The sequence below is a fragment of the Bacillus sp. LB7 genome (assembly GCF_030449715.1).
GTDB lineage: Bacteria > Bacillota > Bacilli > Bacillales > Bacillaceae > Bacillus > Bacillus paralicheniformis.
Window position 1 is genome coordinate 1 of the sequence record NZ_JASGCA010000035.1, and the last position, 15061, is coordinate 15061.

Sequence of the window (15061 nt, forward strand, 5' to 3'; positions counted from 1 at the left end):
GCTCCCGTTGCTCCTGTTGCACCTGTCGCTCCGGTTGGACCTGTCGGGCCGGTTGCTCCGGTCGGGCCGGTTGCTCCTGTTGCGCCGGTTGCTCCCGTTGGACCTGTCGGGCCGGTTGGGCCGGTTGCTCCTGTTGCGCCGGTTGCTCCCGTTGGACCTGTCGCTCCGGTTGGACCTGTCGGGCCGGTTGCTCCTGTTGCGCCTGTCGCTCCCGTTGCTCCTGTTGCTCCTGTTGCTCCCGTCGGACCTGTTGCGCCTGTCGCTCCCGTTGCTCCTGTTGCACCTGTCGCTCCGGTTGGACCTGTCGGGCCGGTTGCTCCGGTCGGGCCGGTTGCTCCCGTCGCTCCAGTTACGCCTGTTGCTCCCGTTGGACCTGTCGGGCCGGTTGGGCCTGTTGCGCCTGTCGCTCCCGTTGCTCCCGTTGGACCTGTCGCTCCGGTTGGACCTGTCGCTCCGGTTGGACCTGTCGGGCCGGTTGCTCCTGTTGCGCCTGTCGCTCCGGTTGGACCTGTCGGGCCGGTTGCTCCGGTCGGGCCGGTTGCTCCTGTTGCTCCCGTCGGACCTGTCGCTCCGGTTGGGCCGGTTGCTCCCGTCGCTCCAGTTGCGCCTGTTGCTCCGGTTGCTCCCGTCGGACCTGTTGGGCCGGTTGCTCCCGTCGAACCTGTCGCTCCCGTTGCGCCGGTTGCTCCTGTTGCGCCTGTCGCTCCTGTTGCTCCTGTTGCACCTGTCGCTCCTGTTGCTCCCGTCGGACCTGTTGGACCGGTTGCTCCCGTCGGACCTGTTGGACCGGTTGCTCCCGTCGCGCCTGTTGGGCCTGTTGCACCTGTTGGACCTGTCGGGCTGGTTGGACCTGTTGGGCCTGTTGGACCTGTCGCTCCAGTTGCGCCTGTTGCTCCCGTCGGACCGGTTGCTCCCGTCGGGCCGGTTGCTCCTGTTGCGCCGGTTGGACCTGTTGGGCCTGTTGCTCCTGTCGGGCCGGTTGCTCCCGTCGCTCCCGTTGCGCCGGTTGCTCCTGTTGCGCCTGTCGCTCCTGTTGCTCCTGTTGCTCCTGTTGCTCCTGTTGCTCCTGTTGCACCTGTCGCTCCAGTTGCTCCCGTCGGACCGGTTGCTCCCGTCGGACCTGTTGGACCGGTTGCTCCCGTCGCTCCAGTTGCGCCTGTTGCTCCAGTCGGACCTGTTGCTCCGGTTGCTCCCGTTGGACCTGTCGCTCCGGTCGGGCCGGTTGGACCTGTTGCTCCGGTTGCTCCTGTTGGACCTGTCGGGCCAGTTGCTCCGGTCGGGCCGGTTGCTCCCGTTGGGCCGGTTGCTCCCGTTGCTCCGGTTGGGCCGGTTGCTCCCGTCGGACCTGTCGCTCCCGTTGCGCCGGTTGCTCCTGTTGCGCCGGTTGCTCCCGTTGCTCCGGTTGGGCCGGTTGCTCCCGTCGGACCTGTTGCTCCGGTTGGACCTGTTGGGCCTGTCGGGCCGGTTGGGCCGGTTGGACCTGTTGGGCCTGTCGGGCCGGTTGGGCCGGTTGGACCTGTTCCTCCGCCTTCTACATCTAATAGTGCTACATCATCTACAATGACATTCGCTGTACCTGCCTGCGGCAAAGTATTAATCAAAATGAAAGCCATAGTAGAGCCAGCTGGAGCTGGGGTCGTCGTTTGATAGACTTCAAGCCATGTATTATTTTCAACAATTGGTAGTCTGTTAAACGGGATATTTAAAAAGAGACCTTGGCCTAGAAAATTAAATGAACTGTCAAAATAAGACACTTGAATTTGAACCTGAGGCGATGGAGCAGGAAAACCTTCTTTAGCAAGAGAAACTAAAAACTCCAAACCTTCTCCTGCATCTACTGGAACAAATTGTGCAATAAACGAAGTAACAGCCCCGCCCAGTAATCTTGCCGACCAAAAACCTGAATGAGAAAATTGAGTTGTGACGGTTGCATTTTGGCCTACCCAGGGTGGAAGTGCCCCGTTTTCAAAGCTGCCGTTTTCAACCAAATTTTGGATCGACATCTAGGATTTTACCTCCCTTTCATTAGATTAGCTTCAATTCCCTTTTCGAGAATGAAGCTAACATATACTATGTCTCCTTGCTAAGCTCGGTCACGTTATTTTCCATATGATTAAAACACATTTATAGCAGCTAAATCCGAGAGAAGCAAAATAAATTAATTTTAACAACAACGTCCTTTTACTTAATATGAAACTTCAAAAGGGGAAAGCTCCATTTAGCTTTCCCCTTCCCTTAAAGGGAACCGAATAGATTTAAATCTTTATTGAATGCTGCTGCGGAGCTGTATCAACTAGCCAATGGAAATCTTTGTGTACCATCCGCTGCGAGACTTCTATTGAATATTCTGATTTGAAATAAAGTTCCGTTTCTATAAACTCTTTCCCTTCACCCCCTTTTGCCGGAACAAATTGAGCAATATATGAAGTGGCTGTTCCGCCATCAGTCACATTATTTAACACGGCTAAGATTGAAAAACCGTCATTTCAGCAACCGGCCTGGATTGCCCACAGCCGTTTTGCCTGCGGGAACATCTTTTGTGATGACGGCGCCCGCTCCGATGACCGCATGCTCCCCGATGATGACCGCCGGCAGCAATGTTGCGTTGTTCCCGATTTTCGCTCCTCTTTTAATAGTTGGACCTTGATACGGGTAGTTTCCCATTCCCATATATTTATCATTTGATGTGGAACAGCAAGGGCCGATAAACACTTCATCTTCGATCGTCATATCAGCGGTGATATAGCAGCCCGTTTGAATCGTGACTCTCTTTCCAATTCTGGTATTGTTTTCAACCATCGCGTTGCGTCCTATAATGCTTTCTCTTCCGATCGCGACATTTTCGCGAATGCTCGCCATGTCTCCCACGAAAACACCTTGTTCCAACAGCACGTCCCGATAAATAACAGCGCTCGCTCCGACTACGACATCATCTTCTATCCGCAAAGGCGCTCCTGTCTGCTTCGGCTGGCGGGCCATTTTTTTATTTGAAGAAGCCGCTTTGCCAAGGACGGCCAAATCGCCGATTTTTACCCCGCTGCCGATCTGAGTATCCTTTTTAATAATGGCATGATGACCGATTGTTACGTTATCCCCGATGACCACATTTTCTTCAATGACAGCATGCTCTCCCAATACCACGTTCTTTCCGATCTTTACGGTTTCATGAATCATTGCTTACATCCTCCATTTCTCATTTACACCTGCTGTAGCATATTCAATGCGGACGTGATGAGAAACGGCTGCATAAAAAAACACGGCCGCCGTCAGGCGCACCGTGCTACTTTTCTCTTCTTGCAAAATCGACAAACCGGAATTTATCCAGGCGGTGTCTGCTTTCCGTATATTGAAACAAGGTCGTATCATCAAGGAAAACAAAATTTTTCACGACCACAATGTGTTCGTATCCGTTCAAATCCAAATATTCTTGATCCTCAGCCGTACATGGCTCGACAACAATTTCCTTATGAGCATAGCTGATGACGAGCCCGCATTCATCTTCAAGGTATTGGTAGATCGAGTCCTCGCATATTTCTTTCGTTAAGAGCGGCACATGCTTGCGGATAAAATAGTCTTTATCCAGGATGATACGCTCTCCGTTAATATTCCGCGATCTGACGACGCGCCATACCTCTTCATCTCCGGAAGTGCGAAGCTGCTTTTGAATATATGCATCCGGATGCGTCAAGCCGAACTCGTGAACCGTCGTGCTTGTCTCTTTACCAAGCGTTTCTGAAAGCTCCTTAAAGCTGACCAAACCGGAAACCGGGAACTGCATTTTCTCCCTGTGCAGCACGACTGACCCCTTTCCTTTGATTTTTTGAATATATCCGTTCTGGGCAAGCACATTCAGCGCTTTCCGAACGGTTTCCCTCGAGGTGTCGTGCTGTTCGGCAAGGTCGTTTTCAGACGGCAGGATATCTCCGGCATTCAGTATGCTTTGATCGATTTGTTCTGCAATTTGTTTGTAAATCATCATATACTTGTTGATCTTCATTTTTTTACCACCACGCTTAGTTTAGCATGGTTTGGCGAGATGATAAACAATCGATTGATACGGTTTCACTTTAAAGCGTGTAAATGACTCGGGAAGATCGGTGTCATTGGAAATGAGAACCTTGGCATCATAGCCTTCAATATCAATATCATCAGGGAGCTGAAACTCGGTCTCTTTCCCATAAAAATTATTGATCACCAGCAGTTTTTCATCCGCTCCGTTTCTCAAATACGCATAGAGCGCTTGATCGTCTTCCAGAATCAGCTGATAATCGCCGGTTGTGATGATATCGAATTCCTTGCGGAGCTCATTCAGCTTTTTATAATGGTAGAAAATCGAATCAGGATCGCTGAGCGCTGTTTCTGCGTTGATTTCTTTGTAGTTTTCAGGCACCGGAATCCACGGTGTCCCCGTCGTAAACCCAGCATTTTCTTCTCCGTTCCACTGCACCGGCGTCCGCGAATTATCACGGGACTTCGATTTCAGGATTTCGATGATTTCGGCTTCCGGCTTTCCTGCTTCTTTCAGCAGACGGTACATATTGAGAGATTCGACATCCCGGTAAAGAGAGATGTCCTCGAATTTCGGGTTGGTCATCCCGAGCTCTTCTCCCTGATAAATGTATGGCGTCCCCTGAAGCATATGAATCGCGGTTGCCAGCATTTTCGCAGACTTTTTGCGGTATGTTCCGTCGTCGCCGTAGCGTGAGACGATCCGCGGCTGGTCGTGGTTGCACCAGAACAATGCGTTCCACCCGCCCCCTTTATGCATTTCAGTCTGCCATTCAGAAAGAATCTTCTTCAGCTTTAGAAAATCAAAATCCGCAAGCGCCCATTTTTCCCCGTTTGGATAGTCGGCCTTTAAATGGTGAAAGTTAAACACCATATCGAGCTCCCGGCTTTCGGGGTTTGTATACCGGATGCAATCTGCGATTGTGGTCGATGACATTTCCCCGACCGTCATGCTGTCGTATTTTGAAAAGACCTCCCTGTTCATTTCATTCAAAAACTCGTGAACCCTCGGCCCGTCCGTATAAAATCTGCGCCCGTCCCCTTGATCATCATCAGGGAAACGCTGGTCTTTTGAGATGACATTGATGACATCAAGTCTGAAGCCGTCGATTCCTTTTTCAAACCAGAAATGCATCATCTCGTACACTTTTTTTCTGAATTCATCGTTCTCCCAATTCAAATCCGCCTGTGTGACATCATAGAGATGGAGATAATACTGTCCGGTCTCTTCATGAAACTCCCACGCCGAGCCGCCGAACTTCGATTCCCAGTTTGTCGGCGGAGCACCGTCCGGCTTCATGTCCTTCCAAATATAAAAGTCACGATACGGGTTTTCTTTTCCGGACGCTGCTTCTTTAAACCATTTGTGCTCTGTTGATGTATGGTTAACGACAAGATCCATGATCACCTTTATGCCGCGCTTGTGGGCCTCTTCTAGAAGCTCTTCAAAGTCGGCCATTGTTCCATATTCTTCATGAATGTTGTAATAGTCGCTGATGTCATAGCCGTTGTCGTTTTGCGGCGATTGATAAATCGGCGTCAGCCAAATGACATCACAGGCGAGCTCCTTGATGTAGTCGAGCTTTTCGATGATGCCGCGAATGTCGCCGACACCGTTTCCTGTTGTATCTTTAAAGCTTTTCGGATAAATCTGATAGACGACTGCTTTTTTCCACCATGGATTTTCTTTCGTTTCCACTTTTCAACACCACCGTTTTCTTCTTTATGAAATGGGAAAAGGGCTGACAAATATGCGCGCCCCTCTCCCTCTCTTATTTCATTTTTAATTTTGCATAGAGATATGTTCCGGCGAACGGCGCGATCAGCACGATCGCCATCCCGATTGCAAACGCTCCCCAGTATTGGCTCATGATAGAGAAAATGCCGGGTACACCGCCGACGCCGACCGAGCTTGCCAAAACCCCTTGCGAGGAAATGAACATTCCGGCAATCCCCGAGCTGATCATCGCGATCACGAACGGAAATCTGTATCTGAGATTCACACCGAACAGCGCCGGTTCGGTAATTCCGAGATAAGCTGAAATGCCGGATGTCAGGGACAGGCCTTTCTGCTTCTCATCTTTGACAATAAACATCATCGCAAGCGCGGCTGAACCTTGTGCGATATTGGACAGCGCCAGCATCGGCCATAAAAATGTTCCGCCGAGCTTTGATCCGATCAGCTGAAGGTCAACGGCAAGGAATGTATGATGCATCCCGGTAATGACGAGAGCGGCGTAAAGTCCGCCATATAACAGTCCGCCCAGTACGGCGAATTGTTCAAAGACAGCAATAAGGCCTGATGTTAAGACATTTCCGATGGCAAACGTAATCGGTCCAATGACAATAAATGAAGCAAAACCTGTGACAAGCAGCGTAATCGGTGCCACGACAAGGAGCTGAATGCTCTCAGGCGTCCGCTTTGTCAAAAAGCGCTCAATTTTTGCCAGCAAATAAGATGCGAGCAAAATGGGAAGCACCTGCCCCTGATAGCCGACCTTCTGCACTTCCAGACCGAATAAATTCCAGACAGGAATCTCTCCGCTTTGCTCGGCAGCCCCGTATCCCCATGCGTTTAACAAATCAGGGTGCACAAGCATGACGCCCAGCACAATGCCGAGCAGCGGATTTCCGCCAAACCGCTTGACGGCCGACCAGCCTATTAATGCCGGGAGAAATGCGAAAGCCGTGCCCGCAATCAATTTAATCATATTGGCGAGATCCGCCCATTGCGGATAGACTTCAACGATCGATTTTCCGCTGAAGAAAATGTCTTGAGCCGTTAGGATATTGTTGATTCCCATCAGCAGTCCGGCGGTGACAATCGCCGGCAATATTGGAATAAAAATATCTGCAAGCGTTTTCACAGCACGCTGTAAAGGATTCATATTTTTCTCTGAGGCTTTCTTGACGTCATCTTTTGACGATTCGTCGATTCCTGTGGCCTTCACCAGCTCCGCATATACATTGTTGACCGTTCCTTGGCCGATCACCACTTGAAATTGGCCGTTCGTTGAAAACGATCCTTTGACAACATCTATTTGCTCCAGCACCTCTTGATTGACTTTGCTTTCATCGAGCAGTGCAAATCGCAGCCGCGTCACACAATGGGTTACCGCTGCAATGTTGTCTGCACCGCCGACAGCATCGACAATCCGTCGCGCTGATTGATGTAAATCAGTCATTCCAATCCCTCCTTCTCCTTTTATAACTTGTATATACATGTTATACCTATATTGTATTCCTGTATATACAAGTAGTCAACATATTTTTATAGCGCTTTCAAAAATATAAAAAGCCAGCTGCTCCCTTCATAAAACGAAGGACAGCAAGGCTTCCTCCGATTTATGCGCCGGGAACAACCGGCTGTGATCATAAATTGTTCACTTTTTCATCACGTTCATAAGCGTCGTCCTGCTGACCGATGTCTTTCAAATAATACTTTTCTGATGTAAAAAACTCATCATATAAAGACCTTACTTTTCTGCTCAAAAGCAGCACCGCCAAAATATTCGGAAGAAGAATGAAAACGAGCGCAAGATCAAGGAATCCCCATATCGCCTTTGCTCCTCCGGCAGCCCCGATGATGACGGCGGCCAGATAGACGAATTTAATCATATGCCCCGCGAGCCGTCCGAACAGAAATTCAGCTTGTTTTACCCCGTAAAAAATGACCACTGTGATGGTTGATAAAACAAAGAAAACGAGCGCGACGGAGACGAAGTATCCGCCCACAGGGCCGAAGTAGCTGCGGAATGCAGCTGCCGCCAGTGCCCCTGGATTGCTCGCCGCATTTTCACCGGTCCAGACGCCTGATGCGAGCACGACGAAGGCTGTGGTCGTGCATATCAGCAGCGTATCGACCACGATGCCGATCACCGCCCAGAATCCCTGTCTCACGGGGTGGTCGGTCATCGCCGCCGCGTGGGCGATCGGCGCCGTCCCCATCCCGGCTTCGTTGGAATAAAGTCCCCGGGCAAACCCCCAGCGAACGGTTTCGGCAACTGCCGCACCTGCAAAGCCGCCGAATGCCGAAGAAGATGTAAACGCATTCGAAAAGATGAGAGAGAAAAATGCGGGTACAGAAGAAAGGTTCATGACGACAATCAGGAAACCGGCCCCGATGTACGCCCCTGCCATAAGCGGAACCGCGAGCTCTGTCACTTTTCCAATCCGTTTAATCCCTCCGAGCACCACTAAACCGATCAAAATAGCAATACCGATTCCGGTGTATAAACGATTGAACGAGAACGTCTCAGCTAATGATGCGGAAACCGAATTTCCCTGCACCATGATGCTCGGAACGAGCTCGATCATCAGCGCCACCGAAAAAAAGACGCCGAGCCATTTCATAGAGAGCCCTTTTGTAATGTAATACATCGGCCCCCCGACATATTCGCCTTCTTCGTTTTTTTCTCTGTAGTGGACGGCGAGGACGCTTTCCGAAAACTTGATCGCCATGGCAAACAGCGCGACCAGCCACATCCAAAACACGGCTCCCGGACCGCCGAACATGATCGCCGCAGGCACACCGACGATATTGGCGGCGCCGACTGTTGAGCTGAGAGCCGATGTCAAAGCCTGCAGCGGTGTAACCGTCCCTTCTCCTTTCGGCTTTTTGCCGACGCTTCCGATCGTCTGCTTAAAGATATAGAGAGGATAGCGAAATTGAAAAAATTTCAGCAGGATTGTTAAATAGACTCCTGTCCCTGTCAGCAGTATGGTGAGCGGAGGCCCCCAGAGCCAATCTGATATGTATTCAACCCAGTTCAACAATCGTTCCATCCTATCACCCTTTTATTCGTTTATGGGTCAATACCACTACAGGAGAGAAATAAACCTGCTTCAGCATTTTTTATTTCCCGCCGATCCTCCGGTACACTTTTTCTTTATAAAACGCTGAGGCAGGCTTGGAAAACATGCCTTTTTTGTCGGCGAGCCTGTCGAGCCTGAGCCGCGTTTCTGTTTGTCTCTCAATTAAACGCTCGCGCTCGTCTTCGTCCGCGCACTTTGCGATTAAGTCGTCAATTGTCATCAGCTCTTTCTTCAAAGCCCCTTCATCCCCCGTCATTCCGGCGTTTTTCATCACCCTGTAAGCCATGCGGAGATGCTCTGGAACATGGGCGGCATCGTCTTTTTTCAAAGGTTTCCCCATTCCCGGAAGCCCTTCGAATTCGCCGTCTTTAATAGCCCGCTTAATCTTGTCTTCAGAAACGATGTTCGAAAAATCCATGGTCTACATCCTCCCCTTCGTTCATATACTAACAACAGTCTGCCATAAAGATGCGTTCCCGCCAATGCAAGACAAGCGTAAAATATTCCCAAATGTTTTTTAGAAAGCTGTAAAACCCTGATTTACCGGGGGTTTTGCGCTTCTTTTCACAAAGTTGGTTTCCGCTTTTCTAAATCGGTATTTCATGGTATATTTTATACATTCGTTTTTTCTTTCGTTCCGATGGTTTTTTACTGATCCGGAAAAAAGGAGTGTAACAATTGAAAAGATTTATTAAGGAAAGAGGTCTTGCCTTCTTCCTGATAGCCGCCATATTGCTATGGCTGAAAACTTATGCTGCGTATGTAATTGAATTTAATTTAGGAATAACCAACACAGTACAACAGATTTTGCTTTTTGTGAATCCGATTAGCTCAAGCTTGTTCTTTCTTGGATTGGGACTCTTGTTCAAGAAAAAAATACAGCAGACAGCGATTATAGTGATTCATTTTTTAATGTCTTTTTTGCTATATGCAAACGTCGTATACTACAGATTTTTCAGCGACTTTATCACGCTGCCTACGATCATGCAGGCAAAAACAAACGGGGGACAGCTCGGGGACAGCATCTTCTCACTCATGCACCCGCTTGATGTTCTGTATTTCATCGATACCTTTATTTTAATCGGGCTGGCTGTTTTCTATAACAAACCTTCTGAAACAACAACGAAGCGCCCGTTTAAAATTGTGATGGGAACAAGCATCCTCGTCTTCCTCGTCAACCTGGCCGTTGCCGAGATTGATCGTCCGGAGCTTCTGACCCGTTCTTTTGACCGCAATTACCTTGTGAAATATTTGGGAACCTACAATTTCACAATCTACGATGCGGTGCAGAATATCAAGTCAAACAGCCAGCGCGCACTGGCAAGCTCCAGCGACGTGACGGAAGTAGAAAACTATATTAAAGCCAATCATGATAAGCCGAATGCCGAATACTTCGGAAAAGCGAAAGGCATGAACGTGGTTTACATTTCACTGGAATCACTTCAGACGTTCGCGATCGACTATAAGATCGACGGCAAGGAAGTCACGCCGTTCTTAAATTCACTGGCGCACGACAATGAAACGTTTTATTTTGATAACTTTTTCCACCAAACAGGACAAGGTAAAACGTCCGACGCGGAATTTATGATGGACAACTCGCTGTATCCTTTATCACAAGGATCAGTGTTCATTAATAAAGCGCAAAACACGCTGCAGTCGGCTCCGGCCATTTTGAAGTCTCAAGGCTATACATCAGCGGCGTTCCACGGCAACTACAAAACGTTCTGGAACCGCAATGAAATGTATAAAGCCATCGGGTATGACAAATTCTTTGACGCTACGTATTACGATATGAGCGAAGATAAAACGAAAAACTACGGGTTGAAAGATAAACCGTTCTTTGAAGAATCAATGCCGCTGTTGAAAAGCCTGAAACAGCCGTTCTATACGAAGTTTATCACCCTTTCGAACCATTTTCCGTTCGAGATGGATGAAGGCGATACAGACTTCCCTGCCGGCGATACCGGCGACAGCGTCGTTGACCATTATTTCCAGTCGGCCAACTACATGGATCAGGCCATTGAACAATTTTTCAACGATCTGAAAAAATCCGGACTGTATGATAATACGATTGTCGTCATGTACGGAGACCACTACGGTATTTCGGAAAATCACAACAAAGCGATGGCCAAAGTATTGGGCAAAGACATCACACCATATGAAAACGCCCAATTGCAAAGGGTTCCGCTGTTCATCCACGCGCCTGGGGTCAAGGGAATCAAATCCAATAAATACGGCGGTGAAGTCGATGTAGCCCCTACCCTGCTTCATTTGATGGGCGTTAATACGAAAGATTACCTGATGAGCGGTTCAGACCTTCTGTCACCGGAACACCGTGAAGTTATTCCGTTCCGCAACGGCGATTTCGTTTCTCCGGAATATACGAAAACGAACGGAAACTACTACGACACGAAAACAGGAGAGCTTCTGAACGAAAAAGACATCGATCCGAACATCGATGAGTCCGTGAAAAAAGAACTCGAAATGTCGGATAAAATCGTCGACGGAGATTTGCTGCGCTTCTATAAACCGAAAGGCTTTAAAGCGATCAACCCGAGCGACTACGACTACACCAACCACAATCCGAAAACACCAGAATCTGATGCGGCGCAAACAACGAAATCAGATTCCGGACAATAAACAGACAGCACCCGCTTCTAAATATGCGGGTGCTTTTTTTGTCTTGAAGCCGCGCTGTTCCTTTTTCGCGAGCAGATATGGTAAGCTTGAAATAGAATATAAAAAAAGAAAGCGGGAATGAATTGTGATTGTAACAAATGACCAAGAGCTGGAAGGGCTCAAGAAAATCGGCAGAATCGTCGCTTTAGCCAGGGAGGAAATGAAGGCAAAAGCAGCACCCGGCATGAGCACAAAAGAGCTGGACTTCATCGGTAAAGAAGTGCTTGAAGCTCATGGCGCCGCATCGGCTCCGGAAAAAGAATACGATTTCCCGGGCACGACGTGCATCAGTGTCAACGACGAAGTCGCCCACGGCATCCCAAGCGAATCCAGAATTTTAAAAGAAGGGGATTTGATCAACATCGACATCTCCGCTGAATTTGGCGGCTACTATTCTGATACGGGCATTTCTTTTGTCCTCGGAAAAGGCGATGAAACGCTCCATAAGCTTTGCCAAACTGCAGAAAGCGCTTTTCAAAAAGGGCTTTTGCAGGCGCGCGCCGGCAAGAAACAAAACCAAATTGGCAGAGCCGTATACAATGAAGCAAAAGCAAACGGGTTCACCGTCATTAAAAACCTGACGGGCCACGGGATTGGAAAGAACCTCCATGAAGCGCCCAACCATATCTTAAATTACTATGACCCGTTTGATAATGCGCTCTTTAAAAACGGAACGGTCATTGCCCTTGAACCGTTTGTTTCCACAAGAGCCGAGCATACCATCGAAGCCGGAGACGGCTGGACATTCAAAACGCCTGACGGCAGCTTTGTGGCGCAAATCGAGCATACGATCGTCATCACGAAAAACGAACCGATCATTTTAACACAGCTTGACTGATTACGTGAAAAAGCCCGGCTCATAGAAGTCCGGGCTTTTATGCTAAAATAAAAGACAAACTGTGCCGAAAGGAGCTTTACCGCAATGCTGTTTGCCATCATCGGGCTGATCTTTTTCATCGAGAGCATCCTGTTAATCGTATATGCTCATAAAAAAAAGAACGGCTTTTTAAAATATATCGGAATCGTCCTCAGCATCTCGATCATTGTGATGATCGTCACCAGTTTGACACACGGCTGAAGCCTGCCCTCAAACTTCCAAACCACGACGAAAGACTCAGTTTTTAAAAATTGCCGCCTATCCCTTTTCAGCGTTTTTCTATAGATGTTAGAATGCCAATTGCATCGAATTATAGAAGGGAGTTTTCTGCCATGCATTACGGAAGCAAAGGCTGGTATGTAGAAGAACTGAAAAAGCTGGGAATGACGAAGTATGAAGGAAGAAAGCTTCAAAGCTATAAAAAACACTTTTTGGCCAACCTGCTTGAAAGCGCCAAAAAATAAACATGTTAAAGCCGTGCTCCTCTTCGGACACGGCTTGTTTTTATGCGCTCAACTGCTTTAAAAATGAGCTTCTCCAGCTTTCCGACAGCGCTTCAACCTCAAGGATCTTCCGAATGGCGGGGTGATTGCCTCTGTCATGATACATCAAATGATTGGCGTACGAAACTGTGGCTTCATGCGCATCTCTTGAAACGAGCTGCAGCCCGGAATCGGGCGCAACGATACCTTCTTCGAGAACCCTGAAATAAAATCCGCTGAACCCGGTGTCCCTCACCTTTAACACCATATCTTTTTGATTCAGCCGTTTGGCAAGCTTGAAACAAGGCTGGCGCGGCTGGCTGACTTGAACAAGAGCCTCCCCCAGCTTGAAGATATCACCGATGCATACATCTTTTTCGGTAAGCCCTTTAACCGTCACGTTTTCTCCAAATGCCGCCTCCGGCAGCTTCCGCTTCAAAACGCTTTCCCAATACATGTAGTGATCCGCCGGATAGACGCAAACCGCTTTATCCTCTCCTCCGTGGTGAATCAGATCCGCCTGCCCGTCTCCTTCAAAATTCGTACGGCTCAAATATACGGGTCCGCCGACAGGCTCCTTCACGATTGCCGTTTCCACCTGTTTTCCGTCGAATTCGTATGTACGCGGACGGCCTACATGAATAGATAAAATTTCATACTCCTGAAGTTCCAAAACCTCACGTCCTTCCTTTATTTTCATATTTTAACGATTTATCCGAAGCATGTCTATCCCATGATTTCAAAATGAGAAATATGGTAGCATAAAAGAAAAGGAGTGTTCTCGATGCTTCAATACAGAATCATTGTAGACGGACGCGTTCAGGGCGTGGGATTTCGCTATTTTGTTCAAATGGAAGCAGATAAGCACAAATTGACCGGCTGGGTCCGGAACCGCGACAACGGCACAGTTGAAATCCGCGCCGAAGGACCCGAGGAAAGCCTGAAGCAATTTTTAAAAGCGATTCAAAAAGGAAGTCCCTTCTCAAAAGTAACGGACGTGAATGTCGAAGAAACAAAAGAGATTGACGGATTCCACAAGTTTAATATCAGCTATTGAAAAATCCGCCGGAGATGGCGGATTTTTTAAACGGATCTTGACTAAATCCCTCTTTTATTTTAGTATTTAGTTAAATAGCTAAATACTTAATTTCAAGGATGCTGAATATGAATCAAACCTTTAAAGCTCTAGCCGACCCGACGAGAAGAAAAATTTTAAATCTGCTGAAGGATCGGGACATGACCGCCGGTGAAATTTCCGACCAGTTTCAAATGTCTAAACCAAGTATATCTCAGCATTTAAAAATTTTAAAACAGGCTGAATTAATTCAAGATGAAAAAAAAGGCCAATACATCATTTACTCGCTGAACACCACAATGTTTCAAGAAATCATCGGCTGGGCTTTCAGTTTTACTGAGCAAGCCGGCAAAGATAAAGGGGATGCCAAATGAGCAAACACATCTTTTCACTCGCAGTAATTGCCGTCAATCTAATCATGTGGGCAATCGCTTATCCGCATATTTCAACTCAAGTTCCAATCCATTGGTCATTTTCAGGAGAAGTCGACAGGTATACTTCAAAAATGGAAGCGATGCTTGCCATGATTGGGCTGCTCGTTTTTATGTATATCTTAATGTTCTTAACGCCAAAAATCGATCCGCGCAGAAAAAACTATCAGCTTTTTTCGAAGACTTATTACCTTCTCATCAATGCCATGCTGATTCTATTTTCCCTGATCAACGTGCTTGTTATCATGACAGGGCTCGGGTATGATCTGCCGGCGGGCAGCATTGTACCGGTTCTAGTAGGCGCTCTACTCATTGTCATAGGCAATTACCTCCCGAGAGTCCGCTCAAACTTTTTTTTCGGGATCAAAAACCCTTGGACATTGAGCAGCGATTCAATCTGGAAAAAAACCCACAGATTTGCGGCGAAAGTATTTACTTTAGCAGGACTGCTGATCATTGCGGACGGATTGTTATCGATCAGCCCAGAAATCATGCTTCCGGTTATTTTGGCAACGGTTTTCGCGCCCTATATTTATTCTTATGTCCTGTACCGGAAAGAAATCAATATGAAAAGCTGACAAGAGGATAAATAAAAAAGAAGGCTCCGATATGGAGCCTTTCAGACCGTTGACAAAATAGGTCGGATTTCTATGATCCGACCTATTTTTGTCCATTTTGTTCTATTTTTCCGACG

Annotated in this window: 15 protein-coding genes; 7 read left to right on the top strand and 8 right to left on the bottom strand. The window is 48.0% G+C overall.

Annotated elements, in window-relative coordinates:
- The 7 genes from QMZ64_RS22500 to QMZ64_RS22530 all read right to left on the bottom strand — a co-directional run.
- Positions 1-2003, bottom strand: a 2003-nt coding sequence (locus tag QMZ64_RS22500) for an NTTRR-F1 domain (protein WP_301441603.1), incomplete at its 3' end; no start/stop codon positions are given.
- A 478-nt stretch (positions 2004-2481) separates the two neighbouring features.
- Positions 2482-3174, bottom strand: coding sequence for an N-acetyltransferase (locus QMZ64_RS22505; protein ID WP_065644571.1), 693 nt, complete (start codon positions 3172-3174; stop codon positions 2482-2484).
- A 106-nt stretch (positions 3175-3280) separates the two neighbouring features.
- Positions 3281-3997, bottom strand: a complete 717-nt coding sequence (treR, locus tag QMZ64_RS22510) for a trehalose operon repressor (RefSeq protein WP_009329065.1) — start codon at positions 3995-3997, stop codon at positions 3281-3283.
- A gap of 21 nt (positions 3998-4018) precedes the next feature.
- Complete coding sequence (treC, locus tag QMZ64_RS22515) at positions 4019-5707, bottom strand: alpha,alpha-phosphotrehalase (RefSeq protein WP_301441604.1); 1689 nt, start codon at positions 5705-5707, stop codon at positions 4019-4021.
- 73 nt (positions 5708-5780) lie between these two features.
- Complete coding sequence (gene treP / locus QMZ64_RS22520) at positions 5781-7193, bottom strand: PTS system trehalose-specific EIIBC component (protein WP_301441605.1); 1413 nt, start codon at positions 7191-7193, stop codon at positions 5781-5783.
- 187 nt (positions 7194-7380) lie between these two features.
- The gene (locus QMZ64_RS22525; protein WP_265627584.1) at positions 7381-8793 is read right to left on the bottom strand and encodes an alanine/glycine:cation symporter family protein; all 1413 of its coding nucleotides are present in this window, start codon (positions 8791-8793) and stop codon (positions 7381-7383) included.
- Between the two features lie 70 nt (positions 8794-8863).
- Positions 8864-9241 carry a DnaJ family domain-containing protein gene (locus tag QMZ64_RS22530; RefSeq protein WP_265627585.1) on the bottom strand — a complete coding sequence of 126 codons (378 nt, stop codon included), beginning with the start codon at positions 9239-9241 and terminating at the stop codon, positions 8864-8866.
- A gap of 260 nt (positions 9242-9501) precedes the next feature.
- On the opposite strand from QMZ64_RS22530, the gene ltaS reads away from it, so the two are divergent.
- From ltaS to QMZ64_RS22550, 4 genes are all read left to right on the top strand, one after another.
- Positions 9502-11463 carry a lipoteichoic acid synthase gene (ltaS, locus tag QMZ64_RS22535; RefSeq protein WP_265627586.1) on the top strand — a complete coding sequence of 654 codons (1962 nt, stop codon included), beginning with the start codon at positions 9502-9504 and terminating at the stop codon, positions 11461-11463.
- Between the two features lie 124 nt (positions 11464-11587).
- Positions 11588-12340, top strand: a complete 753-nt coding sequence (gene map / locus QMZ64_RS22540; protein WP_265627587.1) for a type I methionyl aminopeptidase — start codon at positions 11588-11590, stop codon at positions 12338-12340.
- Positions 12341-12424: 84 nt separating this feature from the next.
- Positions 12425-12580 (top strand): hypothetical protein, encoded by a 156-nt coding sequence (locus tag QMZ64_RS22545; RefSeq protein ID WP_020450539.1) that lies wholly within the window; start codon positions 12425-12427, stop codon positions 12578-12580.
- Positions 12581-12711: 131 nt separating this feature from the next.
- Complete coding sequence (locus tag QMZ64_RS22550) at positions 12712-12843, top strand: DUF2639 domain-containing protein (protein WP_065644563.1); 132 nt, start codon at positions 12712-12714, stop codon at positions 12841-12843.
- 40 nt (positions 12844-12883) lie between these two features.
- On the opposite strand, the gene QMZ64_RS22555 is transcribed toward QMZ64_RS22550, so the two are convergent.
- Complete coding sequence (locus QMZ64_RS22555; RefSeq protein WP_265627588.1) at positions 12884-13534, bottom strand: MOSC domain-containing protein; 651 nt, start codon at positions 13532-13534, stop codon at positions 12884-12886.
- Positions 13535-13645: 111 nt separating this feature from the next.
- Between QMZ64_RS22555 and QMZ64_RS22560 the strand changes: the two genes are divergently transcribed.
- The 3 genes from QMZ64_RS22560 to QMZ64_RS22570 all read left to right on the top strand — a co-directional run bounded on the left by QMZ64_RS22560 (position 13646) and on the right by QMZ64_RS22570 (position 14945).
- Positions 13646-13918 carry an acylphosphatase gene (locus tag QMZ64_RS22560; protein ID WP_065644561.1) on the top strand — a complete coding sequence of 91 codons (273 nt, stop codon included), beginning with the start codon at positions 13646-13648 and terminating at the stop codon, positions 13916-13918.
- A 107-nt stretch (positions 13919-14025) separates the two neighbouring features.
- Positions 14026-14310 (top strand): autorepressor SdpR family transcription factor, encoded by a 285-nt coding sequence (locus QMZ64_RS22565; protein ID WP_009329070.1) that lies wholly within the window; start codon positions 14026-14028, stop codon positions 14308-14310.
- A complete protein-coding gene (locus QMZ64_RS22570; RefSeq protein ID WP_265627589.1) occupies positions 14307-14945 on the top strand; it encodes an SdpI family protein in 639 nt (212 codons plus the stop codon). The genes QMZ64_RS22565 and QMZ64_RS22570 overlap by 4 nt, the downstream gene beginning before the upstream one ends.
- Positions 14946-15061 lie beyond the last annotated feature (116 nt).